At 71.6% G+C, this 24,084-nt stretch carries 23 protein-coding genes and 1 pseudogene; 9 read left to right on the top strand and 15 right to left on the bottom strand.

Annotated features, from left to right (window positions below):
• Positions 1 to 23 precede the first annotated feature (23 nt).
• Together AB0O15_RS30080 and AB0O15_RS30075 are read left to right on the top strand one after the other, a co-directional pair.
• On the top strand, positions 24 to 1,961 hold the full coding sequence (locus AB0O15_RS30080; protein WP_364325068.1) for an ABC transporter ATP-binding protein: 1,938 nt from the start codon (positions 24 to 26) through the stop codon (positions 1,959 to 1,961).
• Positions 1,958 to 2,563 (top strand): SAM-dependent methyltransferase, encoded by a 606-nt coding sequence (locus AB0O15_RS30075; RefSeq protein ID WP_364325065.1) that lies wholly within the window; start codon positions 1,958 to 1,960, stop codon positions 2,561 to 2,563. The genes AB0O15_RS30080 and AB0O15_RS30075 overlap by 4 nt, the downstream gene beginning before the upstream one ends.
• A 57-nt stretch (positions 2,564 to 2,620) precedes the next feature.
• On the opposite strand, the gene AB0O15_RS30070 is transcribed toward AB0O15_RS30075, so the two are convergent.
• From AB0O15_RS30070 to AB0O15_RS30060, 3 genes are read right to left on the bottom strand one after another with little or no spacing between them, the layout of a single operon-like run.
• The gene (locus tag AB0O15_RS30070) at positions 2,621 to 3,094 is read right to left on the bottom strand and encodes a molybdenum cofactor biosysynthesis protein (RefSeq protein ID WP_364325062.1); all 474 of its coding nucleotides are present in this window, start codon (positions 3,092 to 3,094) and stop codon (positions 2,621 to 2,623) included.
• Positions 3,091 to 3,630: a G/U mismatch-specific DNA glycosylase gene (mug, locus tag AB0O15_RS30065; RefSeq protein WP_364325060.1), complete on the bottom strand. Its 540-nt coding sequence runs from the start codon at positions 3,628 to 3,630 to the stop codon at positions 3,091 to 3,093. The genes AB0O15_RS30070 and mug overlap by 4 nt, the downstream gene beginning before the upstream one ends.
• The gene (locus tag AB0O15_RS30060; protein ID WP_364325057.1) at positions 3,627 to 4,388 is read right to left on the bottom strand and encodes an SDR family oxidoreductase; all 762 of its coding nucleotides are present in this window, start codon (positions 4,386 to 4,388) and stop codon (positions 3,627 to 3,629) included. The genes mug and AB0O15_RS30060 overlap by 4 nt, the downstream gene beginning before the upstream one ends.
• A 23-nt stretch (positions 4,389 to 4,411) precedes the next feature.
• On the opposite strand from AB0O15_RS30060, the gene AB0O15_RS30055 reads away from it, so the two are divergent.
• Entirely contained in the window at positions 4,412 to 4,888 is a 477-nt protein-coding gene (locus tag AB0O15_RS30055; protein WP_364325054.1) for a cupin domain-containing protein, read from the top strand.
• Here the strand turns inward: AB0O15_RS30055 and AB0O15_RS30050 are convergent.
• The 6 genes from AB0O15_RS30050 to AB0O15_RS30025 form a co-directional block, all read right to left on the bottom strand.
• Complete coding sequence (locus tag AB0O15_RS30050) at positions 4,885 to 5,304, bottom strand: hypothetical protein (RefSeq protein WP_364325051.1); 420 nt, start codon at positions 5,302 to 5,304, stop codon at positions 4,885 to 4,887. The genes AB0O15_RS30055 and AB0O15_RS30050 overlap by 4 nt on opposite strands.
• Before the next feature lie 92 nt (positions 5,305 to 5,396).
• Positions 5,397 to 6,227 carry a DUF692 domain-containing protein gene (locus tag AB0O15_RS30045; RefSeq protein WP_364325048.1) on the bottom strand — a complete coding sequence of 277 codons (831 nt, stop codon included), beginning with the start codon at positions 6,225 to 6,227 and terminating at the stop codon, positions 5,397 to 5,399.
• Positions 6,224 to 7,126 (bottom strand): TIGR04222 domain-containing membrane protein, encoded by a 903-nt coding sequence (locus AB0O15_RS30040; RefSeq protein ID WP_364325045.1) that lies wholly within the window; start codon positions 7,124 to 7,126, stop codon positions 6,224 to 6,226. The genes AB0O15_RS30045 and AB0O15_RS30040 overlap by 4 nt, the downstream gene beginning before the upstream one ends.
• A gap of 76 nt (positions 7,127 to 7,202) precedes the next feature.
• Positions 7,203 to 7,985, bottom strand: a complete 783-nt coding sequence (locus AB0O15_RS30035) for a TIGR04222 domain-containing membrane protein (protein WP_364325042.1) — start codon at positions 7,983 to 7,985, stop codon at positions 7,203 to 7,205.
• A gap of 27 nt (positions 7,986 to 8,012) precedes the next feature.
• The gene (locus AB0O15_RS30030) at positions 8,013 to 8,891 is read right to left on the bottom strand and encodes a TIGR04222 domain-containing membrane protein (protein ID WP_364325039.1); all 879 of its coding nucleotides are present in this window, start codon (positions 8,889 to 8,891) and stop codon (positions 8,013 to 8,015) included.
• A 55-nt stretch (positions 8,892 to 8,946) separates the two neighbouring features.
• Positions 8,947 to 9,516, bottom strand: a complete 570-nt coding sequence (locus tag AB0O15_RS30025; protein WP_364325036.1) for a helix-turn-helix domain-containing protein — start codon at positions 9,514 to 9,516, stop codon at positions 8,947 to 8,949.
• Positions 9,517 to 9,690: 174 nt separating this feature from the next.
• Between AB0O15_RS30025 and AB0O15_RS30020 the strand changes: the two genes are divergently transcribed.
• Positions 9,691 to 10,338, top strand: a complete 648-nt coding sequence (locus AB0O15_RS30020) for an HAD family hydrolase (protein WP_364325033.1) — start codon at positions 9,691 to 9,693, stop codon at positions 10,336 to 10,338.
• Between the two features lie 15 nt (positions 10,339 to 10,353).
• Here the strand turns inward: AB0O15_RS30020 and AB0O15_RS30015 are convergent.
• Positions 10,354 to 10,470 (bottom strand): annotated as a pseudogene (locus AB0O15_RS30015) (methyltransferase domain-containing protein); the annotation flags it as partial.
• Between the two features lie 155 nt (positions 10,471 to 10,625).
• Between AB0O15_RS30015 and AB0O15_RS30010 the strand changes: the two are divergent.
• A complete protein-coding gene (locus AB0O15_RS30010) occupies positions 10,626 to 10,871 on the top strand; it encodes a DUF2630 family protein (RefSeq protein WP_364325030.1) in 246 nt (81 codons plus the stop codon).
• Between the two features lie 76 nt (positions 10,872 to 10,947).
• Here the strand turns inward: AB0O15_RS30010 and AB0O15_RS30005 are convergent, their stop codons facing one another.
• The gene (locus tag AB0O15_RS30005; protein ID WP_364325526.1) at positions 10,948 to 11,835 is read right to left on the bottom strand and encodes an RIO1 family regulatory kinase/ATPase; all 888 of its coding nucleotides are present in this window, start codon (positions 11,833 to 11,835) and stop codon (positions 10,948 to 10,950) included.
• A 727-nt stretch (positions 11,836 to 12,562) separates the two neighbouring features.
• Complete coding sequence (acnA, locus tag AB0O15_RS30000) at positions 12,563 to 15,349, bottom strand: aconitate hydratase AcnA (RefSeq protein WP_364325027.1); 2,787 nt, start codon at positions 15,347 to 15,349, stop codon at positions 12,563 to 12,565.
• Between the two features lie 207 nt (positions 15,350 to 15,556).
• On the opposite strand from acnA, the gene AB0O15_RS29995 reads away from it, so the two are divergent.
• The 3 genes from AB0O15_RS29995 to AB0O15_RS29985 all read left to right on the top strand — a co-directional run bounded on the left by AB0O15_RS29995 (position 15,557) and on the right by AB0O15_RS29985 (position 19,761).
• Positions 15,557 to 15,946 carry a hypothetical protein gene (locus tag AB0O15_RS29995; RefSeq protein WP_364325024.1) on the top strand — a complete coding sequence of 130 codons (390 nt, stop codon included), beginning with the start codon at positions 15,557 to 15,559 and terminating at the stop codon, positions 15,944 to 15,946.
• 33 nt (positions 15,947 to 15,979) lie between these two features.
• The gene (gene pulA, locus AB0O15_RS29990; RefSeq protein ID WP_364325021.1) at positions 15,980 to 19,237 is read left to right on the top strand and encodes a pullulanase-type alpha-1,6-glucosidase; all 3,258 of its coding nucleotides are present in this window, start codon (positions 15,980 to 15,982) and stop codon (positions 19,235 to 19,237) included.
• Positions 19,238 to 19,320: 83 nt separating this feature from the next.
• Positions 19,321 to 19,761 (top strand): DUF6174 domain-containing protein, encoded by a 441-nt coding sequence (locus AB0O15_RS29985; RefSeq protein WP_364325018.1) that lies wholly within the window; start codon positions 19,321 to 19,323, stop codon positions 19,759 to 19,761.
• Positions 19,762 to 19,764: 3 nt separating this feature from the next.
• On the opposite strand, the gene AB0O15_RS29980 is transcribed toward AB0O15_RS29985, so the two are convergent.
• Positions 19,765 to 21,234 (bottom strand): aminopeptidase P family protein, encoded by a 1,470-nt coding sequence (locus tag AB0O15_RS29980; protein ID WP_364325015.1) that lies wholly within the window; start codon positions 21,232 to 21,234, stop codon positions 19,765 to 19,767.
• 41 nt (positions 21,235 to 21,275) lie between these two features.
• Entirely contained in the window at positions 21,276 to 21,911 is a 636-nt protein-coding gene (locus tag AB0O15_RS29975) for a superoxide dismutase family protein (RefSeq protein WP_364325012.1), read from the bottom strand.
• Positions 21,912 to 22,008: 97 nt separating this feature from the next.
• Here AB0O15_RS29975 and AB0O15_RS29970 point away from each other — a divergent pair, with 97 nt between their 5' ends.
• A complete protein-coding gene (locus AB0O15_RS29970; protein WP_364325009.1) occupies positions 22,009 to 22,947 on the top strand; it encodes a carbohydrate kinase in 939 nt (312 codons plus the stop codon).
• Positions 22,948 to 22,953: 6 nt separating this feature from the next.
• On the opposite strand, the gene AB0O15_RS29965 is transcribed toward AB0O15_RS29970, so the two are convergent.
• Positions 22,954 to 24,078: a GDSL-type esterase/lipase family protein gene (locus AB0O15_RS29965; RefSeq protein ID WP_364325006.1), complete on the bottom strand. Its 1,125-nt coding sequence runs from the start codon at positions 24,076 to 24,078 to the stop codon at positions 22,954 to 22,956.
• Between the last annotated feature and the right edge of the window lie 6 nt (positions 24,079 to 24,084).

Genomic DNA, 24,084 nt, shown 5'->3' with positions numbered 1-24,084 from the left:
GTCTGACCCCCGGGAGGTGACCGATGACAAGCCCCATGAACAGCTGGATGATGCTGCGCTCGATCGAGAAGGCCGAGGGCGTCAGCAAACACAAGCTGAGCGCGGGCGTCACCCGGCGGATCGTCGAGTTCGCCCGGCCCTACCGCTCCGACATCACCGTGTTCCTCGTCACCGTGGTGCTCGCCGCGGTGATCGGGGTGGCCACCCCGGTGCTGGCCGGCCACGTCGTCAACGCGATCACCGGCGGTGGTCCGTCGGCCGGCTCGACCGTCATCCGGCTCGCGCTGCTGATCGCCGGCCTGGCCGTGGTCGACGCGTTCCTCTCGCTGGCCCAGCGGTGGTATTCGGCCCGCATCGGCGAGGGCATCATCCTCGACCTGCGCACCCGGGTGTATGACCACGTGCAGCGGATGCCGCTGCAGTTCTTCACCCGCACCCAGACCGGCGCCCTGGTCAGCCGGCTCAACAACGACGTCACCGGCGCCCAGCGGGCCTTCACCTCGACGCTGTCCGGTGTGGTCAGCAACGTCATCCAGCTGGTGCTCACCGCGGCCGTGATGATCAGCCTGTCCTGGCAGATCACCCTGCTGTCGGTGGTCATGCTGCCGGTCTTCATCATCCCGGCCCGCCGGGTCGGCAAGCGGCTGGCCGAGATCACCCGCGAGTCCTACAACCTCGACGCGAAGATGAACGCGACCATGACCGAGCGCTTCAACGTGTCCGGGGCGCTGCTGGTCAAGCTGTTCGGCCGGCCCGAGACCGAGGCGAAGCGGTTCGGCGAGCGCGCGGCCCGGGTCCGCGACATCGGGGTCCAGCAGGCGATGTTCTCGCGTACGTTCTTCGTCGCGATGCTGCTGGTCGCGTCGCTCGCCCAGGCCCTGACCTACGGGCTGGGCGGCTGGCTCGCGGTCACCGGCAGCGTGACGGCGGGCACCGTGGTGACGCTGGCCCTGCTGCTCACCCGGCTCTACGGCCCGCTCACCGCGCTCAGCAACGTCCGGGTCGACGTGATGAGCGCCCTGGTCTCGTTCGACCGCGTCTTCGAGGTGCTCGACCTCGCCCCCGGCATCGTCGAGAAGCCCGACGCCGTCCCGGTCGGGGTCGGCCGCCTCGAGTTCCGCCAGGTCCACTTCCGCTACCCGGCCGCCGACGAGGTCTCGCTGGCCACGCTGGAAGACGTGGCCACGCTCGACCGCCGCGAGAACGCGCCGGTGCTCAGGGGCGTCGACTTCACCGTCGAGCCGGGCCAGATGGTGGCGCTGGTCGGCCCGTCCGGCGCGGGCAAGTCCACCACGTCGATGCTGGCGTCCCGGGTCTACGACGTGACCGAGGGCGCGGTGCTGGTCGGCGGGGTCGACGTGCGCGACGCGACGCTCGACTCCCTGCGCGACACGATCGGCGTGGTCACCCAAGATTCCCACCTCTTCCACGAGACGATCCGCGAGAACCTGGGGTACGCCGCTCCGGACGCGACCGAGGACGACATGTGGGCGGCGTTGCGCGGCGCCCAGGTGGAAGGCCTGGTCCGCCGCCTGCCCGACGGGCTCGACACGGTCGTCGGCGAGCGCGGCTACCGCTTCTCCGGCGGCGAGAAGCAGCGCATCGCGATTGCCCGGCTGCTGCTCAAGCACCCGTCGATCGTGATTCTCGACGAGGCCACGGCCCACCTCGACAGCGAGTCCGAGGCGGCCGTGCAGCGGGCGTTGTCGGTGGCCCTGACCGGCCGCACGGCGCTGGTCATCGCCCACCGGCTGAGCACGGTCCGCGACGCCGACCTGATCCTGGTGATGGACGACGGCCAGATCGTCGAGCGCGGCCGGCACGACGAGCTGGTCGCGGCGGGCGGGCTCTACGCCGAGCTCTACCGCACCCAGTTCGCGGTGGCCGACAGCCCCGCCCCGCCCCTGGCCGGCGACGCGGAGCCGATCATCCTGCCGGTGCCTGACAAGATTGCGCCGTGACCCGAGTTCAAGGCGACGCCTCCGCGCCGGCTGCTTCCTTCTCCGAGGAACACTTCGTCAACCTCTACCTGGCCAAGGACGACCCGTGGGACAACGCGACGAAGTGGAGCGACCGGCGCAAGTACGCGGTCACCGCGGCCTCGCTGCCGCGTGAGCGTTACCGGCGGGCGTACGAGCCGGGTTGCGCCGTGGGCGAGTTGACTCGCCTGCTGGCGCCGCGCTGCGGCTCGCTGCTCGCGGTCGACTGCGTTGAGGCGGCGGTCACCCAGGCGGCGGCCGCGGTCGCGTCGTTCCCGCAGGTCGAGGTGGCCCGCGCGCTGCTGCCGGCCGACCTGCCGACCGGCCCGTTCGACCTGATCGTCGTCGGCGACCTGCTCTACTACCTGTCCGCCGCCGACCTCACCGCCCTGCTCGACGGCCTGGTCACCGTTCTCGAACCCGACGGCGACATCGTGGCCGTGCACTTCCGCGACCGTTCCCCGACCGGCGGCTACGACGGCTTCAACGTGCACGCCGATCTGATCGCCCGGCCCGAGCTGACCCCGATCGTCCACCACGACGACGACTGGTTCGTCCTCGACATCCTGCGCCGCGCGGCCTGATCAGAGGTCCATCTCAACGAGCGGCGGCGATCCGGGCAGGCCCGGGGCGGGGGATCATCAGCGGATCTCCACGCTCACGACGCCGGTGCGGAGCACACCGTCGTTGGCGGGGACACAGCGGATTCCGCCCCGGCCGCGTAGCTTGCGCCAGGCGCCCGGGGCGATCGTCACGTCCATCCAGGCGCACGGGTTGGCCCGGCGGCGGACCTCCAGGACCACCGGACCCTGGCCCGAGTCGAGGCAGAGGGTGCGGCCGACCAGGTCGTCCACGTCGAGGCCGGCGGTGAGGATGTTGCGGCGTACGTGGGTGAGGTCGATGCCCGGCGGGAGGGATTCCTGGGCGATGACCGTGACACTCGCGTCGCGGTGGGCCGGCTTGTTGAAGTAGCGGTCGCCGACGATGCCCAGCCCGGCCCGGATGTGGATCTCGCTCACCAACTCGCCCGGCGGTGCGGGTGCGGGGCCGTCGATGGGCCGGCCGACGAAGCGGCTCACCGGCGAGGCCAGCAACTGCACGATCTGTGGGGTCACGACGTGGCCTCCCGGAGGCGGGTGAACTCGGCGGCCAGGCGGTCGATCTGGTAGTGGGCGTTGAGGCCGCTCGGGTTGGGAAGGACCCAGATCGCGGTGTCGCCGAACGACTCGGGTTGCGGGCCGACGGCGGCGCGCGGGCGGGCGAAGGCCGTGCGATAGGCGGTCACCCCGAGCACGGCCAGGAACCGCGGCCGCCATCGGGCGACCAGCGCGGCCAGGGCGGCGCCGCCCTCGACGAGTTCGGCGGGGGAGAGTTCGTCGGCCCGGGCCGACGCGCGCGCCACGACATTGGTGATGCCGAGCCCGAGCGACGGCAGATCGCCCTGGTCGGACGGATGCAGGCGCCGCGAGGTGAAGCCGGACAGGTGCAGGGCCGGCCAGAAGCGGTTGCCGGGGCGGGCGAAGTGGTGGCCGGTCGCGGCCGAGTACAGGCTCGGGTTGATGCCCGAGAACAGCACGCGGAGATCCGGCCCGACCACGTCGGGGATGGTCTTCCCGGCCGCGGCGGCCAGATCCGCGGGTGAAGGCTTCACAGGCCGCGGAGGGCGCCGCCGTCGACCGGCAGCGTGATCCCGGTCAGGTAGCTCGCCGCGGGGGAGAGGCAGAACGCCGCCACCCGGCCGAACTCCTCGGGCGTGCCGATGCGGCGCAGCGGAACCTTCGCACCCGCCTCCTCAGAAGCACGCTCGGGGTCGCCGCCGGCCTCGAACATCTCGCGGCTGCGGTCGGTGAGGATGCTGCCGGGCAGCAGGCTGACGAAGCGGACACCCTGAGGCCCGTACTCGTCGGACATGTCCTTGGCGACGCCGGCCAGACCGGGCCGCAACCCGTTGGAGAGGCCCAGCCCGCGCAACGGCTCGCGGGACGATCGGGACAGCACCAGCCCGATCGCGCCGCCGTCGCCCGCCGCCAGCGCGGTGGCGAAGACCCGGGCCGCCCGCACCGAGCCGAGGAACACGGTTTCGAACGCGTCCCGCCACGCCGAGTCGGAGACCGCGGCGGCCGTCCCGGGCCGCGGCCCGCCGACCGAGATCAGGGCGCCGTCGAACCGTCCGAAATGTCCCATAGCCGCGTCGACGAGCTGCGACGGAGTCGAGGAGTCCGACAGGTCGGCGGCCAGGCCATGAGCGAGGGGCCCGAGCCGTGAGACCGCCGCCGAGACGAGCGAGGAGGACCGCGACGAGATGACCACCCGGGCGCCATCGGCCACCAGCGCCGCCGCCGTGGCGTACCCGAGGCCCTTGGACGCCCCGGTGAGGACGAAGACCCGATCATGCAACCCGAGATCCATGATCCCAGCGTAGGTTCGGGAGCATGTCGTATCCAGAACCGCGGTACCTCGGCGAGGGCGGCGAGGCGTCGGCCACCGTGCGGCTCGGCTCGCAACCGCCCGAGCTCGACGGCAAGAGCACCGCCGCCAGCTACCTGGCCACCGGCGACACCACCAACGGGCAGTTCGGCCTCTACCGCTGGGACTTCAAGGGTCCCCGCAGCGGCCCCGACCCGCATTTCCACCGGTCCATCTCCGAGTCGTTCTACGTGCTCTCCGGCTCGGTCCAGCTCTACGACGGCAAGAAGTGGATCGAGGGCACCCCGGGCGACTTCCTCTTCGTGCCCGAGGGCGGCCGGCACGGCTTCCGCAACGAGTCGGGCGAGCCGGCGTCGATGCTCATCCTGTTCGCCCCGGGCGCGCCGCGCGAGGACTACTTCGAGCGGGTCGGCACCGCGGCCCAGATGACCGAGGAGGAGCGCGTCGAGTTCTACCTGCGGCACGACACGTTCTGGGTCTAGGGCCGGCGCAGGATTCGCAGCCGGCCCGCGACCTGGATGATCACGCCGCCGTCGCCGCGTCGCACGGCCGGGAGCCGTCGTGGGCGCGGCGCGGCGGTTCCGTCGTACACATAGGTCGCTTCCCGCACCGCCAGCTCCTCCGCCGCGTCGGCCCGGAGCTCACCGGCCGCCCGCGCCAGGTCCCAGCCGTCCCGCAACGACCCCCGCGTCGGTCGCGCCGCCGCCCATCGCGCGAAGGTCCGCGACCAGTCCCGGCCGTGCGACGCCGCCAGCGCCGGCCATGCTTTCGCGACCTCACCGGCCCGCTTTCTCAGCAGCGCGACCCGCGCGGTCTCGACCAGACGAGGATCAAATCCATCGGGTACGGGCGCACCAGAGGTGAGCGTGCCGACAAGCTCAGCTTGGCGTTCGGCCAAGCTCTTTGCCGCCCCGCCGGGTTGTCCTGCGTGGTCACCCCGGTGTTCCGGCGTGGAATACCGTCCTGGGCCACCACCGGGGTGGGGCGTCGTCACGTGACGGCCGGGTAGCCGGACGCCTTGGCGATGGCGTCGAGTTCCTGGCGCAGCGCATCGGCCGGCGGGTAGTGGCCGTCGCGCTCCAGCATCAGCGCCGGCGGCCGCCGCCGCGAGCACAGCTCGGCCACCAGGTCGAACACCACCTGCGGCACCGCGTCGGTGTGTGTGTCGTGGTAGATGCCGTCGTGCTCGGCGCCGCCCGCCACGTGCACGTAGGCGACGCGCTCCAACGGGATCCGGTCGAACAGCGCGGCCGGCTCGGTGCCGCGGTTGATCGCGTTGGCGTACACGTTGGCCACGTCCAGCAGGAGCAGGGCGCCGGTCTGCTCGAGGATCTCGGTGAGGAAGTCGCCCTCCGCCAGCTCGTTGTCGGGCCAGTCGAAGACCGCGGCGATCGGCTCCAGGGCGATCGGCACGCTCAGCTCGGCCTGGGTGCGCTTGACGTTGGCGACGATGGCGTCGACCGACTCGCGGCTGCGCGGGATCGGCAGCAGGTGGCCGGCCTCGACGCCACCGGCCCGGACGAACGCGATGTGTTCGCTGACCAGGGGCGCGCCCACCCGCTCGGCGACCCGGGCGAGGTGGCGCACCCGCTCCGGCTCGACCGGTTCGGCGCCGCCCAGCGACAGCCGCACGCCGTGGGGCACGACGGCCACGCCGCGGGCGAGCAGCTCGGCCAGGCCGGGCGGCAGGTCGTCGTGGTCGTGCACCGACTCGGCCACCACCTCGGCGAAGCGGAGGCCGGGCAGTTCGGCGACGAACCCGGCGATCTCGGGCCGCCAGCCGATGCCGACGCCGTACTCCGTGGCCAGGAACGTCGTCATCCGCCGCACCCTCCGCCGCCACCGCCACCACATGAGCTGCCACCGCCGCACGAGCTGCCGCTGGAGCAGGACGAGCTGCTGCCGTCGTACGAGCCGCTGTTGCCGCCGCCCGCGGTGCCGAGGTGGCGCTGGATCTCGGCCTCGGCGGCGAACGCCGGGTCCATCGCGTACAGCGACGCCGCGCCGAACAGGCCGACGCCCATCGCCGCGGTGGCCGCGCCGTAGGTGGTCAGCGACGGCGACATCGTCGGCGCCAGGTGCCGGTTGTCCTTGCGCAGCCGGTTCAGGGCCTTGCCGGTCGCGTACGTGGAGCTGCGGTTGGACTGCACCAGGGCCGCGATCGCCACGATCACCGCGAAGATCAGCAGCGGCACCAGGAAGCCGACCGCCTTGTCGTTCCGCAGGCCGGCGATCAGCCGGGCCACGCCGACCAGGGCCACCGCGATCGGCAGGCACGCCCACAGCCGCGCGATCGACCGCTGACCGCTGGTGGTCGCGTAGCCGGTCCGCTGCACGTTTTCCCGCAGCTGGTCGAGGGCCGACCGCACGTACTGGTCGTTGGTCAGGTCTCGGGTGCGGGTGCCGCGGCCGGCCGCGTTGTAGATCGCGACGTCCAACGGGGTCAGTCCGGCCGTCATCGGGCCGGTCTGCTGCAGGGTGCCGCCCGGCCCGCTGTTCAGCGCGCCCGAGGCGCGGAGGCCGGTGAGGGAGGCGTAGACCGCCAGGTTGTCGCGCCCGTTGAGATACGCGACCTGCTGCGGGGCCAGGGTCAGCCGGGTGCCGTCGGACGGCCCGGCGAAGATGATCCGCCGGGCGATGCCGGCGACGATCGTGGCGGCGAGGATCGCGACCACGAAGTAGGCGAGGAACGTGGGTCCGGGAATGCCCCAGGTGTCCATGGCGAAACCCCCCTTTCAACGGCCTGTTGGCCTCATTGTGCAGCAGCCTGCAAACGTCGGTTGACCTGGCCGGACGTCAACCACCACAGCCGCATCCGCCACCTCCGCATCCTCCTCCGCAGCTGCCACCCTCGGCACCGTTGTTCGGGTCGTCCGGCCTCGGCACTCCGGCTGCTTTCGCGAAGTCGTAGTCGGCCAGGAAGAACATCCCGGTCCCGTTGAGGGCGACGAGCAGTCCGGCGGTGGCGGGGTCGAACGAGGCCAGGGTCGGTGTCACGGGGACAGCCGGACTGCTCGCCGCCAGCCGCCCGGCGGCCCGGTCACCGGCCCGGGTCGAGCCGGGAACGTTGCCCGTCGCGATCAGCGTGGTCAGCGACAGCAGCATCAGGAAGACGCTGCCGAAGGCCCAGGGGGCCGTATGGGAGGCGTGGGTGATCAGGTACCACCAGGCGTACCCGACGGTCGTGGCCGCCACCGCGCCGAGACCGAAGTGGATCACCCGGCTGCGCCGGCTCACGTGCCACCCGGCCCGCGCCACCTCGTCGCGCACCGTCCGCAGCGCGGCTCGTACGTCCTCGTCCTTCCGGTCGCCGTGCGCGCGCCAGACCGCCTGGACGAGCCGGCCGTCCCCGGCCGGGAAGGCGCCGGTCGCGGCCGGTCCCCCGCCGGCGATCTCGATCCGGCCGGCCGCCCGCAACCTGATCAGGGCCGAGGCGACCACCTGCCGGGGACCGCCGCGGATGTAGGCGGCCTCGGCCCAGTCCGGGGTTCGCTCGGCGCCCCGCACCCGGACGACCAGCACATGATGGACGATCAGCAGAGCCAACGCGACGAGTACGCAGAGTATGGCAGTGGTCACACTTCTATAGTGGACCGCGGGCGCCAGTCAGCCGCCGCAGCCACCGCCGCAGCCGCCGCCCCCGCAGGAGCTGCCACCGCCGCACGAGCCGCCGCCGCTGCCGCTGCCGAGCGGGCCGCCGGCGCCCATCCGCTGGATCTCCGCCTCGGCGGCGAAGGCCGGGTCCATCGCGTACAGCGACGCCGCGCCGAAGACGGCCACGCCCATCGCCGCGGCGGTCGCGCCGTAGGTGGTCAGCGACGGCGTCATCTGCGGGGACAGGTGGCGGCTGTCGGTCCTGATCTGGCGCAGCGCCCGGGTCGTCGAGAACGTGGCCCTCCGATTGGCCTTGACCAGCGCCACCACGGCCGCGACGAACGCCACGATGAGCAGCAGGAGGAGGGCGCCGACCGGCTTGCCGTTCGCGGCGCCGGCGAAGAGGCGTGCCACGCCGAGCAGGACCACGCCGCCGGGCAGCAGCGCCCAGACCCGGGCCGTGGCGCGCTGGTCGCTGGTGGTCGCGTACCCGTACTGCTCGAGCCCCTGCCGGAGCTGATCGACGGCCGGGACCACCCACGGGTCGCGCTTGAGGTTCTGCGCCTTCGTCCGGCGGCCGGCCGCGTGGTGGATGGCGGCGTCGAGCGAGGTGGCGCCGGCCGGCATCGATCCGGTCGCGGCCATCACGCCGCCGGCCTCGCTGCCGAGGGCGCCGGCGGCGCGGAGGACGGTGACCGAGGCGCAGACGGCCCGGTCGGCGCCGCCGTTGAGGTAGGCCACCTGCTGTGGAGTGAGCGGCGCGAGGGCGCCGATGGACGGGCCGGCGAAGATGATCCGGCGGGCGATGGTCGCAACGATCGACGCCGCGACGATGGCCGTCACGAAATACAGGAGGAACGTCGGTCCGGGGATGCCCCAGGTGTCGGTCACCGCCTCATTGTGACCGCGGTCGCAACGGTAGGGTTCCCCCGATCGGTGTGCCCGATCAACTCTTGCGGACGGCTTCTTCCACGAGGTCGAGCACCCGGCTCAGCTCACCCGGGGGACGGCCGGTGGCCAGGTGGAGAACCATCCCGTCGTACGCCAGCTCGAGGAATTGGGTCAGCACCTCGAGCGGGACGTCGTCGCGCAGCACGCCCGCCTCCCGCTGCCGGGCCAGGCGCTCGCGGGTGGCCTCGGCGATCGCGGCCGACCGCTCGGCCCAGCGCTTCGCGAAGGCCGGGTCGGTGCGCAGCCGCCGCGACACCTCGAGCTGACTGCCCAGCCAGCCGGCCGTGTCGCCGCCCGCCCGATCGAGCAGATCGCGCATCACCTGCACCAGGCCGTTGTCGGCGACGGTCTGGGCCATCGCGGCGGCGTCGTCCTCGGCCACCGCGAGGAAGAGCGAGTCCTTGTCGCGGAAATGGTGAAAGATGGCGCCGCGGGACAGCCCGGTGGCGTCCTCGAGGCGACGGACCGTGGCCCCCTCGTACCCGAACCGCGCGAAACAGCCACGCGCCGCCGCGAGGATCTCGTGGCGGCGGGCGTCGAGCTGGTCCTGGCTCACCCTGGGCACGGCGTCGATCGTGACACGGGCGTCGCACCACATGCAATCCGTACGTACGGCTTGCCAAACGGCGTGTTCCGCGCCGGACGGGTGTCCTGATGGTGCGAAATCCACCATCCAGACCGGGGTCTGTTAACACACGTGGGCTGTCGGGTGCAGTACTCACTCACGTAAAGTGCCCGCGTGCCCCTCGTCTTCCTTGCCCTGGATGACACCCTGCTCGACCGCAGCGGTGCCTTCCGGTTGTGGGCGAAGGGATTCCTCGACGAGATCGGGGCGCCGGCGGACGAGTTGGACTGGTTACTCTCCGTTGATGCGGATGGTCTGACGTCGCGCTGGGACGTCGCCGACGCCATCCGGGACAGGTATGAACTGGGTATCCCGTCGATCGACCTGCTCGAGGAGTTGCACGAGGGCCCGCTGGCCTACGAGAAGCTCGATCCGCTGGTCGCCTGCGCCCTGCAGATCTCCGGCGACGCGGGGTGGGTGCCGGTGGTGGTCACCAACGGCCCGGCCGAGGGGCAGGAGAGCCGGATCCGGCGTACCGGCCTGGACCGCTACGTCGCCGACTGGGTCATCTCCGAGCAGGCCGGTGTGAGCAAACCCAACCCGCGGATCTTCGCGATGGCGGCGCAGCGGGTGCGGATGCGGCTGGGCGGCGCCTGGGTGGTCGGCGACAGCCCCGAGGCCGACATCGGCGGCGCCGCGGCGATGGGCCTGCCCAGCGTCTGGCTGCACCGGGGCCGCGACTGGCTCGACAACCGCTACGCGCCCACCCGGGTCGTCGGCAACGTCATCCAGGGCCTGTCCGCGGTCATGGCGACCAGATGACAGCTGACGCCAGGTGATCTCCGGACTTTCCCGGGCGGCGACGGCCACCATGCCCGGATCGGCGTCCACCCCGACCGCCTCCGCGAAGTGCGGCGCCAGCAGGGTGGTCAGCTTGCCCGGCCCACACCCCACGTCGAGCAGGCGCCCGGTCCCGTCCAGCCCCAGCGCGTCCCGGATCACCTCGCCCAGCGACGCCGGATAGTCCCGCCGCCCCCTCGCATAGTGCTCCGCGGCGCCTTCGTACAGCGTGCTCACCGGGGTGATCCTCCCTGAGTAGGCTTCGGTTCATGGATGACAAAACCGTGCTCGGCCGGATCCATGAGCTGGTCGACGAGGAGCACAAGCTGCGCCAGCAGGTGGGGCGCGGCGAGATCAGCAGCGATGACGAACACGCCCGGCTCAAGGAGCTCGAGGAAGGGCTCGACCAGTGCTGGGACCTGCTGCGCCGGCGTCGGGCCGCCCGCGAGGTGGGTAACGACCCGAACGCCGAGCAGGCGCACAGCGTGTCGGAGGTGGAGGGCTACCTCCAGTGACGCGGCTTCGGCCTCGGCCACCTCGGACTGGGTGGCCGGGGCCGGGCACGTTGCCGTGATCTTCCGCTTGGTGGTCTCATAGCAGCCCCGCTTCGTGGAGTAGGCGCTCGATCAGGCCCTCCGTGTCGGTGTGCACGCCGCGGCTGGTGAACCAGGCCGCCACGTTCTTGACGTCCCGGGCGATGAAGTCGGCGCCCTGCGGGTTGGCCACCACGTCGATGATCTGCGGCAGGTCGATCAGCACCAGCCGCCCGTCGTGGACCATCGTGTTGTACGGCGACAGGTCACCGTGCGCCACCTGCACCCGGGCCAGGACGGACAGCGCGTCGACCATCTGCCGCCACAGGTCCTCCAGCTCGTCCCGGCCGGCCCGCACCTGCGCCAGACGCGGCGCCGCCTCGCCGGTCTCCCAGTCGCCGATGAACTCCAGCAGCAACTCGGTGCCGATCAGCTGCACCGGGTACGGCACCCGGATCAGGTCGCTCTCCCGGCCCACCTGCCAGAGGTGGGAGAGCGCCCCGAACTCGGCCGCCGCCCACTGCCCGGCGATCAGCTCCTTGCCGAACGACGTGCGGTTGGTCATCGCCCGCATCTCCCGGGACCGGCGCACCCGCCGCCCGTCGAGATAGCCGGCGTCCCGGTGGAAGAGCCGGTGATCGCCGTCGCGGTAGCGCTTCGCGGCCAGCAGGCTGATTTTGTCGGTCTCCGGTACGTAGCGCCGGACCAGGTAGACGTCGGCTTCCTTGCCGGTCTTCAGGATGCCGAGTTCGGCGTCCACCGCGGCGTGCTCGGTGCGGACCCAATCGGGCCGGGGTTCGGGACCGTGGAACGCGCCGTCCCAGGTCGACCAGTGGTCGCCTTCAGGGGGCAGGTCAGGGTCTTCCTGGAGCCGTGGCTCGGCCGCGCCCCACTTCAGGAAGTCGGATTCGTTGTCGTCGTCGAACTTGCGCTTTCCGCGGCGCATGGTGTGCTCGCGCACTTCGGGGTCTCCTCGGAGAAGAAGGTCTGGATCTGAACAAGGGCACGGCGAATGACAAAGACGGCCATGTGTTCACACCCCCTTCTCACCAGGGACCCACGCGGCGGCGGGCCGGACAACTGGCCTGCGTTCGCGGGCCGGACGGAGTGACCCTCCCGCAACGCCCCAGACCCGCGCAACCGAATTAACGCCGCGACTTCCGGCCTGTGGATAACGCCGAAGTTCGTCACATTCGTCGGCTACCTTCCTGCCCACCCATTAGGGGCGGGGGAGGCGGCGGAGGGCGCGGGGAAGCGGTGGCGAAACCGCGGGGGATGCCGCGGCGAGGGCGCGGGGAAGCGGTGGCGAGGCGCGCAGGATGCGGCGCGAGAGCGCCGGCGGCGAGGGCGCGAGGATGCGGCGGCCGAGGCGCAGGGGAGGGCGGTCGGCGAGGGCGCGGCGCCGGGTTTGAGCGGCGCGGCGCGCCGGAGGGCAACCACTTACGCACGTCGCCGGGAGGGTGGCCGCGGAAGCGAAGCGTGCGGCCGCCCGGACGGGTCCTCGGCGGGAGCAGCGGTCTGAACGCACCACCCGGCTACGACATCAAGCTCTTGATCTTCCAGAAGGCGGCTCGGAAGCGACGGTCAGCACCCATCACCCGGCTACGACGTGCCAAAAAGATCGGCCCGCCGCTCCGGATGAGGGAGCGACGGGCCGCAAAGAGAGAGCCGACTCAGCTGTTGAGCATCTTCCGGAGGACGTACTGGAGGATGCCGCCGTGGCGGTAGTAGTCGGCCTCGCCGGGGGTGTCGATGCGGACGTCGGCCTGGAACTCGACGCCGGTGTCGGTGCGGACGGTGACCGTGGACGGGATCGTGCCGTCGTTGAGCGCGGTCACGCCGGTGATGGTGAAGGTCTCGGTGCCGGACAGCTCGAGCGACTCGGCGCTGGTCTTGGGCGGGAACTGCAGCGGCAGGACGCCCATGCCGATCAGGTTGGAGCGGTGGATGCGCTCGTACGACTCGGCGATCACCGCGCGCACCCCGAGCAGCATGGTGCCCTTGGCCGCCCAGTCCCGTGACGAGCCGGAGCCGTACTCCTTGCCGGCCAGGATCACCAGCGGCACGCCGGCCTCCTGGTAGGCCACCGACGCGTCGTAGATGGTGCTCTGGTCGCCGGTCAGGTGGTTGACCGTGAAGCCGCCCTCGACGCCGGGCACCAGCTGGTTGCGGAGCCGGATGTTGGCGAAGGTGCCGCGGATCATCACCTCGTGGTTGCCGCGGCGGGAGCCATAGCTGTTGAAGTCGCGACGGTCGACGCCGTGCTCGGCGAGGTACTGGCCGGCGGGGGAGTCGGGCTTGATCGAGCTGGCCGGCGAGATGTGGTCGGTGGTGACCGAGTCGCCCAGCTTGGCCAGCACCCGCGCGCCGGAGATGTCGTTCACCGGGGTCGGGTCGGCCGACATGCCCTCGAAGTAGGGGGGCTTGCGCACGTAGGTCGAGTCGGGCGCCCACTCGAAGGTGTCACCGGTCGGGGTCGGCAGCGACTGCCACTGCTCGTCGCCGGCGAAGACGTCGGAGTAGGCCGCCGAGAAGCCGGTGGCGCCGATCGCCGAGGCGATCACGTCGTCGATCTCCTTGGCGCTGGGCCAGATGTCGGCCAGGTGGACCGGCTGGCCGTCCGACCCGGTGCCGAGCGGCTCGGTGGTGATGTCGAGGTCCATCGTGCCGGCCAGCGCGTAGGCCACCACCAGCGGCGGCGAGGCCAGGTAGTTCATCTTGACGTCGGGGTTGATCCGGCCCTCGAAGTTGCGGTTGCCGGAGAGCACCGAGACGGCGGTGAGGTCGTTCTCGTTGACCGCGGCCGAGATCGCCTCGGGCAGCGGGCCGGAGTTGCCGATGCAGGTGGTGCAGCCGTAGCCGACCAGGTTGAAACCGAGCTTGTCCAGGTACGGAGTCAGGCCGGCCCGGTCGTAGTAGTCCATGACCACCTTGGACCCGGGCGCCAGGGTCGTCTTGACCCACGGCTTGCTGGTCAGGCCGCGATCGACCGCGTTCTTGGCCAGCAGCGCCGCGCCGATCATGACCTGGGGGTTCGAGGTGTTGGTGCAGGACGTGATGGCGGCGATGACCACCGCTCCGTGGTCGAGCTCGAACTCGACACCGTCCTCGTTGGTCACCCGGATCGGGTTGGACGGGCGTCCGTCAGCCCCGTTCGCCGCAGAGAAGATGTGCGGTTTGTCGGAATTGTCAGACACATGATTCGCGGGCGGGTCGGACGCGGGGAAGGACTCCTCGGACGCTTCGTCGGTGGGGCCGGTGGCGGAGACGTAGTTCGCCAGCGCGTCCCGGAACATCGGCTTGGCGTTGTTCAGCGGAACCCGGTCCTGCGGCCGCTTCGGACCGGCCAGCGACGGCACGATGGTGGAGAGGTCGAGTTCGAGGCGCTCGGAGTAGTCCGGTTCGGCCTCGGGAGAAAGCCACAGGCCCTGGCGCTTCGCGTACGCCTCGACGAGGGCGACCTGTTCCGACGAGCGACCGGTGAGCTGGAGGTACTTGATGGTCTCCTGGTCGATCGGGAAGATCGCCGCGGTCGAGCCGTACTCGGGCGACATGTTGCCGATGGTGGCCCGGTTGGCCAGCGGCACCGCGCTCACGCCGGGGCCGTAGAACTCGACGAACTTGCTGACCACGCCGTGCTCACGGAGCATCTCGGTGATCGTGAGGACCAGGTCGGTGGCGGTGGTGCCGGCCGGCATCTCGCCGTTCAGCTTGAAGCCGACGACCCGCGGGATCAGCATGCTGACCGGCTGGCCGAGCATCGCGGCCTCGGCCTCGATGCCGCCCACGCCCCAGCCCAGCACGCCCAGGCCGTTGACCATGGTGGTGTGCGAGTCGGTGCCGACCAGGGTGTCGGGGTACGCCTGAACAACGCCAGCCGAGTCTGCACGTGCCATGATCGTGCGGGCCAGGTATTCGATGTTGACCTGGTGCACGATGCCGGTGCCGGGCGGGACGACCTTGAACTCGTTGAACGCGGTCTGGCCCCAGCGCAGGAACTGGTAGCGCTCCCGGTTGCGCTGGTACTCCAGCTCGACGTTGCGCTGGAAGGCGTCGGCGCGGCCGAACAGGTCGGCGATCACCGAGTGGTCGATGACCAGCTCGGCCGGGGCCAGCGGGTTCACCTTGGCCGGGTCGCCACCCAGGTCACGGACGGCCTCGCGCATGGTGGCGAGGTCGACGACGCAGGGGACGCCGGTGAAGTCCTGCATCAGCACCCGGGCCGGCGTGAACTGGATCTCGACGCTCGGGTCGGCGGAGGAGTCCCACCCGCCGAGCGCGCGGATGTGGTCGGCGGTGATGTTCGCGCCGTCCTCGGTCCGCAGCAGGTTCTCCAGCAGGATCTTCAGGGAGTAGGGCAGCCGTTCGTGGCCCTCCACCTTGTCGATCGTGAAAATCTCGTAGCTCGCGTCCCCGACGCGCAGCTCGCTCTTCGCACCAAAGGTGTCCAGGCTGGCCACGTCAGCTCCCTTCGCGCACACCCGACCGTGAGTCGTCCTCAGCAGTCTTTCGCACCGGTCACGGCCCGTTTCCAGTTAGGTCGACCTAACTGAGGGTCCCTCGTAATCCAGTAAACCGTACGTCCGTCTTGTATTTTTCCGCAAGTCAGGGTGACAGTCGCACAAACGTGCGTTTCGCCTTGTCACGCTGTGGAAATATCGCGTTCCGTGAAGGCGATCACGGATCTGGACCACCTCACGGACTTCTTCGACCGGTACGGCGCGGCCCTGACCAGGGGCGACGTGACCGCGGTGGCGAGGTGCTACGCGCTGCCGGGAATGGTGGTGGCCGATACGTACAGTTTCACGTTCGCCTCGCCGGCCGCCGTGGCGCTGTCGTTCCTCGGGGCGGCCCCGGCGTACCAGGAGCAACAGATTGTCGCCGCGCACGCCCAGATCCTGGACGTGCAGCGGCTCAGCGACGCGCTGGCGATGGTGGCGGTCGAGTGGGAGTACCTCGACTCGGCCGGCCGGGCCGTCCCCGGTGAGAGCTACCGATACCTGGTCAGGGCGGACACCGAGGGACCACGAATCACCACGGTGATCGCGACACGATGAAAAATCGACGTACCCCGGTGCGATAGTGGCCGGGTGACCACGACCGCGATCATCCCGGCCCCGGCGAAACAGCACCTCAGCAGGCCTCAATGGCTTGTCGTGCACTATCGGCGGGCCGACGGCGATTACTCGGCGTGGTCCCTGCACGCGTGGGGCGACATCGCGCCGGGCGAGATGACCGGGTACCCGGGCGGGCACCCGTTCGCGGGCGAGGACGCGTGGGGCCGGTTCGCCTGGGTGCGGCTCGACGACGACGCCCACCAGGTCGGCTTCCTGGTGGTCGACCGGTCGGGCGCCAAGGACGTGCCGGCGGATCGGCTGGTCGATCCCGGGGTGAGCCCGGAGATCTGGCTCACCGAAGGTGACGCGACAGTTGGCACCTCGCCGCCCGCCACCGAAAGACCCGCCACCGAAAGACCAGAAGACGTCGTCATCCACTATCGGCGGCCGGGCGGGGATTACGGCGGGTGGGGCCTGCACGCCTGGGAGGGAACGACGAGCAAACCCGATTGGGGTACGCCGCTGAGCCCGCTTTCGCACGACAGCTTCGGGGCGGTCTTCCGGGTGCTGGTCCGGCCGGATGCCGTCGGCCTGCGCTTCGTGCTGCACCGCGGCGACCACAAGGACCTGCCCGACGACCAGCGCCTCGACCTGACCGAGACCCGCGAGGTGTGGCTGCTGGCGGGCGAGCCGGCGCCGGTGCGGCCGGCCCTGCGTACCCTCGGACCCGAGCTCGACCCGGCCCGCGCCCTCGCCGTGTTCGCCGACCGCACCACCATCGCCCTCCCGGCCGAGCTCGCTGCCCGCGCCTCGACCTTCGCCCTGGTCGCGGCGGCCGACGGCGGCCTGCGCCGGGACGGCGGCGACCTGACCGGCGAGCACAGCACGCTGCCGCTCACCGCGCGGCCGGGCGGCCTGTTCCAGTCGCAGAGCATCAAGTTCCCCCATCTGCGCGCCTACGCCGCGTTCGCGGTCCGCGAGCTGGGCACCGGGTCGCTGGCCCACCTGCTGCGGGGCCAGCTGCTGGTGGCCGGCCGGGACGACGACGGCCGGCTCACCGTGCTGACCGGCGTGCAGCTGCCGGGCGTGCTCGACGACCTCTACGCCGACGCGCGGGAGGCGCCGCTCGGGCCGGTGATGGACGAGGAGAAGCCGGTCCTGTCGGTGTGGGCGCCGACCGCGCGCTCGGTGGCGCTCGAGCTGTTCAAGACGCCGGACGCCGAGCCCAAGGTTCTGCCGATGGACCGCGACCCGGTCACCGGGGTGTGGTCGATCGCCGGCAAGCGCAAGTGGCTGGGGCGCTACTACCGTTTCCGGGTCGAGGTGTGGCACCCGGCGGCGCCGGCCGTGGTCACCACGAGCGTGACCGATCCTTACTCGGTGGGCCTGGCCGTCGACTCCACCCACAGCCTGATCGCCGACCTGGCCGACCCGGCCCTCGCCCCGCCCGGCTGGGACCTGCTCGACAAGCCGCCCGCGGTCGAGCCGGCCCGGATGCAGATCGCCGAGGTGTCGGTCCGCGAGTTCTCGATCGCCGACGAGTCGGTGCCGCCGGAGCAGCGCGGAACCTATGCCGCGTTCGCCGCCGAGTCGGCCGGGACACGCCACCTGCGCTCGCTGGCCGACGCCGGGCTCACCCACCTGCATCTGCTGCCCGCGTTCGACTTCTCCACCGTTCCCGATCGGCGCGCGGCTCAGGCCGTACCCCAATGTGATCTTGCTGCTCTGCCCCCCGATTCGCCCGAGCAGCAGCGGGCGGTGCTGGCCGTGGCGGCCGAGGACGGCTGGAACTGGGGCTACGACCCGTGGCACTACACCGCGCCGGAGGGCAGCTTCGCGGTGCAGCCCGAGGGCCCGGCCCGGATCCGCGAGTTCCGTGAGATGGTCGCCGCGCTGAACGCCGCCGGGCTGCGCGTGGTGATGGACGTCGTCTACAACCACACGATGGCCGACGGGCTGCACCGGATGAGCGTGCTCGACCGGATCGTGCCCGGCTACTACCACCGGCTGCTGGCCGACGGCACGGTCGCCGAGTCCACCTGCTGCTCGAACACCGCGCCCGAACACATGATGATGGGCCGCCTGGTGGTCGACTCGGTGGTCACCTGGGCCCGCGACTACAAGGTCGACGGCTTCCGGTTCGACCTGATGGGGCATCACCCGCGGGCCAACATCCTCGAGGTGCGGGTCGCGCTCGACCACCTGACCGCCGATGTGGAGGGCGTCTCCGGCAAGGACATCTATCTGTACGGCGAGGGCTGGAACTTCGGCGAGGTGGCGTACGACCAGCGGTTCGCCCAGGCGACCCAGGTGAACATGGCCGGCACCGGGATCGGCACGTTCAACGACCGGCTGCGCGACGCCGTGCGGGGTGGCAGCGCGCACGGCGACCCGACGGTGCCCGGCTTCGCGGCCGGGCTGGGGTCACGCACGCCGCTGTGGCTGCACGACTCGATCAAGGTCGGGCTGGCCGGCGGGCTCGCGTCGTACCGGTTCGTCACCCACACCGGCCAGGAGCGGTCCGGCGCGCAGGTCGATCATCACGGTTCGCCGAGCGGCTACGCGGCCGCGCCGGGCGAGTCGGTGATCTACGTGGACGCGCACGACAACGAGATCCTGTACGACGCGCTGGTCTACAAGCTGCCACCCTCGCTCCCGCCGGTCGAACGGGCCCGGATGCAGGTCTTGGCGCTGTCGATGGTGGTGCTCAGCCAGGGCGTGGGCTTCATCGCGCTGGGCAGCGAGCGGCTGCGGTCCAAGTCGCTCGACCGCAACTCGTACGACTCGGGGGACTGGTTCAACCAGATCCGCTGGGATCCGGCCCAGGGCAACGGTTTCGGGGCGGGCCTGCCGCCGGCGCCGGACAACGCGGCGGTCTGGCACCTGGCCCGGCCGCTGCTCGGCGACCCGTCGCTGGTGCCGTCACCGGATGTTGTGGCGATGACCGCGGAACGCTATCGCGAGCTGCTGCGGATCCGCCGGGAGGCGCCGGTGTTCGGGCTGCCGACGGCCGACGAGGTGCAGCGGCGGGTGAGCTTCCCGCTGGGCGGGCCGGGCGAGACGCCCGGGGTGATCGTGATGGCCCTGGACGGGACCGGGCTGGACCAGCGCTGGCGGCAGCACCTGGTCGTCTTCAACGCCACGTCGTCGGTCTTCACCACCGACGCGCCCGACGGCCTGCGGCTGCACCCGTCCCTGGTGTCCTCGGCCGATCCGCTCCTGCGGGAGGCGACGGCGGCCGGCGGGAAGATCACCGTCCCCGGGCGGACGGTCGCGGTGTTCGTCGCCTGACCGTGGTCGCCCGACAGTGGTAGCCCAGGGCGGCATCCGGGCCGCGGATACCGGCCTGGGCCACCACCGATTAGAGTGCCGCCGTGAAGCGCATCATCCCCGTCGCGGCGGCTCTCCTTCTCCTGGCGGGATGCACCGCCGACGAGGGCGACCCGCAACCGTCGCCGACCACGGCCGGGTCACCGCCGCCGTGGACCGAGCCGGCGAACTACTCCTTCGTGGCCGACCGCACCTGCGACGGCACCACGTCGACCGGCAAGTTCCGGATCACGGTGGCCGGTGGCGAGATCGCGAAGACCGAGCGGACCGACGGCAAGGCCACCCAGGGCGAGGAAGAGGTCGAGGTGCCCACGCTCGGCGGCATGGTCGAGCTGGCGCAGACCGCGATCGACGACGGCGCCGACGCGACCATGTCCTACGACCCGGCCGACGGCCACCCGATCGCGGTGGTCGTCAACCGGGCCGAGGAGGAGAACGGCGGGGCGACCTGCTTCAAGGTCAGCGAGTACGCCCCGGGCCCGTGAGTGTTATCCGGGGAGGCGCGGGCCGGCCTCGCGCTGGGAGGCCAGCCACTTCTCCACCTCGTCCGAGCTGCGGGGCAGCCCGGCCGACAGGTTCTTGCAACCGTCCGAGGTGACCAGCACGTCGTCCTCGATGCGGACGCCAATGCCGCGCAGCTCCTCGGGCACCAGGTCGTCTTCCGGCTGGAAGTAGAGGCCGGGCTCGACCGTCAGCACGTACCCCTCGCCCAGCGGGCCGTCGGTGTACTTCTCCTTGCGGGCCGACGAGCAGTCGTGCACGTCGAGGCCGAGCATGTGGCCGAAGCCGTGCAGCGTCCAGCGCCGGTACACCGTGGACGTCTTCTCCATCGCCTCGTCCACGCTCACCGGCAGCAGGCCCAGATCGTGGAGCCCCTCGGCCAGCACCCGCATGCAGACCTGGTGCACGTCGCGGTGCACCACGCCGGGCCGGATGTAGTCCATGCCGGCCTGCTGCGACGCGTGCACGATGTCGTACACCTGCTTCTGCAGCGGGGTGAACGAGCCCGAGACGGGCACCGTGCGGGTCACGTCGGCGGTGTAGAAATTGTGCCCCTCGACGCCCATGTCCATCAGCAGCAGCTCGCCCGGCGTGGTCATGCCGGTGTTCCGCACCCAGTGCAGGATGGTCGCGTGCGGGCCGGCGCCGACGATCGAGGTGTAGCCGACGTCGTTGCCGTCATGGCGCGCGCGCAGGCCGAAGACGCCCTCGAGCAGGCGTTCCTTGACCGGGCGGTCGGCCGGCAGCACCCGCGCGACGTCTTCGAAGCCGCGCACGGTGGCGTCGATCGCGTCCTGCAGCTGGGCGATCTCCCACTCGTCCTTGACCAGTTTGAGCTCGGAGATCACCCGGGCCAGCTCGCGGTCGCGGCGGTTGGCCGGGTCGGGCTCGTAGGCCAGGACGGCCCGGTCGACGTTCGGGTCGAGCCCGCGCAGCACCCGGGTGCGGGCCGGCGCGGCCTCGGCCAGGGCACGGCCCAGCTCCGCGTACGGCGCCGTCTCGACGCCCAGCTCGGTCGACTTCTCGGCCAGCGTGTGGGTCCGGCCGATCCACAGCTCGCCGTCGCGGCTGCGGAAGAACGCGTCGGTCTCCTTGGAGTTCCGTTGCCGGGTGTAGAGCACCGCGTCGTGGCCCGAGCCGGTCGGCCGGAGCACCAGCACGCTCTCGGGGTCGCGGTCGCCGGTCAGGTAGACCAGGTCGCTGCCGGGCCGGAAGTGGTAGTCGGTGTCGTTGGCCCGCACCTTCTCGACGCCGCTCGGGATGATCAGCGTCTCGCCCGGGAACGCGTCGGAGAGCGCCGCCCGCCGCTTGGCGTGGTTGGGGCCCTCGGCCCGCGGCGTCACGGCCAGAGCGTCATCACGCCAGCCCGTCCTCATGAACTGCAGGAACGCCTCGGGGTAGTCCGGGTCGTGGCTCTCGGTCTTCGCCTGGGGCGGCTGGGATTGCTGCTCGGACATGCTGGGGGTCCTCCCGTCTCGGTCCACCTCTGACCGTACCGTCATCCGGGCAGGGTCAGGCAGGCCACTCGCTCTCCGGCCGTTCCGGCAAAACCTTCTTCGGTACGCGTACGCGCGGTGTGCACGACGAGCGACCGGGGCGGCTTCAGCTCGTCGAAGGCCCAGGTGAGCACGGCCGTGGCGGTGGCCGCGCCGAGCCGGTCGGCGGTGAAGTCCAGCCACACCTCGTTGGCCGGGTTGGCGAACGACGGGTCGACCGAGGGCTTCGACGGGTCGGCGTTGTGCTGGTAGTGCGGTCCGGCCGAGGCCGGCGCCCCGGCCACGCACGGCATGGTGTGCAGGTGGGCGCCGTACGTGCGACGCGGCAGCATCCCGGTCACCGCCAGCCGCACCTGCATGCCGGTGGCCACCGGGGTCATCGTGACATGGGCGGCCGCGCCGGCCGGGACGATCCGTGGCTCGTACGTGATCGCGGTCGTGCTCTTCGCCTCGAAGGTGCCCTCGGCGATCGTGTCGGCCATGCCCGTCTGCGCGCCGCCGGACGCGAACAGTCCCGGGGTCATCGGCTTGGCCTGGATCGCGGCCGGCGACTCGAACGGCACGACCACCGGGTCGGACGGGGAGGCCGCACACCCGGCAACGACCAGAGCGGGCAGGATGATCAACAAGCGGCGCATGTCCGAATCATCTCAAAACCGATCTAAAAGGGCACGCACCTGGCTTTCGCCGCCGCCGCCGGTAAGGCTTACGGTCAGATGACACGGGAGGTCCTTCATGGGTTACGCGGTGGTGCTCGGTGAATCGCTGGTCGACCTGCTGGAGACCGATCGGGACGGCGAGCTGATCTACCGCCAGGCCATCGGCGGGGCGCCGCTGAACGTGTCGGTCGGGGTCACCCGGCTCGGCGGCGAGACGCAGTTCGCCGGCTCGCTCGGCCACGACATCCTCGGCGACCGGATCGCCCAGTTCCTGCGCGCCACCGGCGTCGGCACCCGGCTGCTCAAGCGGGTGCCGGTACCGACCACGCTCGCCGTGACCACCTTCGAGGGCGCCGAGCCGACCTTCACGTTCTACGGCGAGCCCCCGTCGTACGTCCTGCTGGAGGCGGCCGACCTGGACACCGGCCTGCTGGCCGGCGCCGACGTGGTCTACGCCGGCTCGATCTGCCTGCTCCGCGACCCGTTCCGGGAGGCCGCCCGGGCCGCCTGGCGGGTCGACGGCCCGCTGCGCGTCTTCGACCCGAACGTCCGCCCGACCCTGCTGCCCGACCGGGCCGCCGTCGACGCCCAGCGCGAGCTGGCCGAGGAGTTCTTCGCCCGCGCCGACCTGGTCAAGCTGAGCCTGGCCGACGCCGAGGTGCTCTACGACGGCGCCTCCGCACAGACCGCCGCCGAACGCATCCTCGCCTTCGGGGCCCGGGCCGTCGTCGTCACCTGCGGCGCCCAGGGCGCCTACGCCGCGGTGCCCGAAGGCGGCTCGATGTTGCCGGCCCCGTCCGTGAACGCGGTCGACGCCACCGGGGCCGGCGACTCGGTGATGGCCGCCCTGATCCGCCGCCTGCTCTCCGACGGTTTCCCGGCCGGCCCGGCCGGCTGGGAGCGCAACGTCCGCTTCGCCCTCGCCGTCGCCGGCCTGGTCTGTGAACGCCCCGGCGGCGCCGTGGCCATGCCCACCCAGGAGGAGCTCACCGCCCGCTGGGGCGCGCTCGTCTAGACCCGTCTAGACCTGGAGGAAGCCGGCCGTCACGAAGCGCTCGGCGATGCGCGCGTGGGCCGCGTCGTCCGGGTGCAGCTCGTCGGGCAGCGGCAGCTCGGCGTAGTCGTCGGGGCCGTAGAGCTCGCGGCCGTCCAGGTAGCTCAGGTTCGGGTCGCCCGGCGAGCGCTGGGCCACCACGGCGGCCAGCTCCTCGCGGATCACGCCCAGGGTGAGCTTGCCCCGGGCCACGTCGGCCGGGTCGCCGGTGGCGCGGAAGCCGAACCGGCCCTCGGCCAGCGCGGCCGGGTCGAAGTCGCCCGGGCCCGGGGTCTCCTCGTGGATCGGGCACCAGATCGCCGAGACCACGAGCAGCGGCGTGTCCGGGTGGCCGTCGCGGATCGTGTCCAGGAAGCCGTGCACGGCGGGGGCGAAGGCGCGGCGGCGCATCAGGTCGGCGTTCACGATGTTGATGCCGATCTTGACGCTGATCAGGTCGGCCGGGGTGTCCCGCATGACCCGGGCGGTGAACGGGTCGAGCAGCGCGCTGCCGCCCAGGCCCAGGTTGACCAGCTCGACGCCGGCCGCGGCGGCCGCCCGGGCCGGCCAGATCGCGGTCGGGCTCGCGGCGTTGGAGCCGTGGCTGATCGAGCTGCCGTGATGGAGCCAGACCTTGCGGCCGCGGTCCGGCAACGGCTCGATCGGGGCGTCGGCGCGCAGGTCGACCAGGGCGGTCGTCTCCTGGTACGGCAACCAGATCTCGACGTCCTTCTCGCCCTCGGGCAGGTCGGCGAAACGCGCGGTGCCGACCGGGCCGCGGGTGGTCTGCGCGGTGCCGGTGGCCATGTCGATGGTCACCAGGTCGCCGCCGGTCGCGGTCGCCTGCCCGGCGAGCTTGCCGTCGACGACCAGGTCGAACACGCCACCGAGGCGGGCGGGGGCGCCGGCCAGGCTGATCACGGTGCGGCGGGCGTCGAGCTCGATCCAGGTCGCCCGGGTACGGAACTCCAGGCGTACGCCGGACGGCTGGCTCTCCACCATCGCCAGCTGCGGGTCGGGGCACTGGGCGCGGGCCCAGGCGGGCAGCCGGTGGGGCACGAGGCCGTCGGGCGTCCGCTCGACCTCGATCGCGCCTTTGAGAAACTCTTGCATGGGAGA

Origin of the sequence: Actinoplanes sp. NPDC089786, assembly GCF_040684855.1 — a bacterium.
In the GTDB taxonomy this organism is placed as follows: domain Bacteria; phylum Actinomycetota; class Actinomycetes; order Mycobacteriales; family Micromonosporaceae; genus Actinoplanes.
Note: the sequence above shows the minus strand (reverse complement) of the source record. Positions and strands in the feature narration are given on the sequence as shown.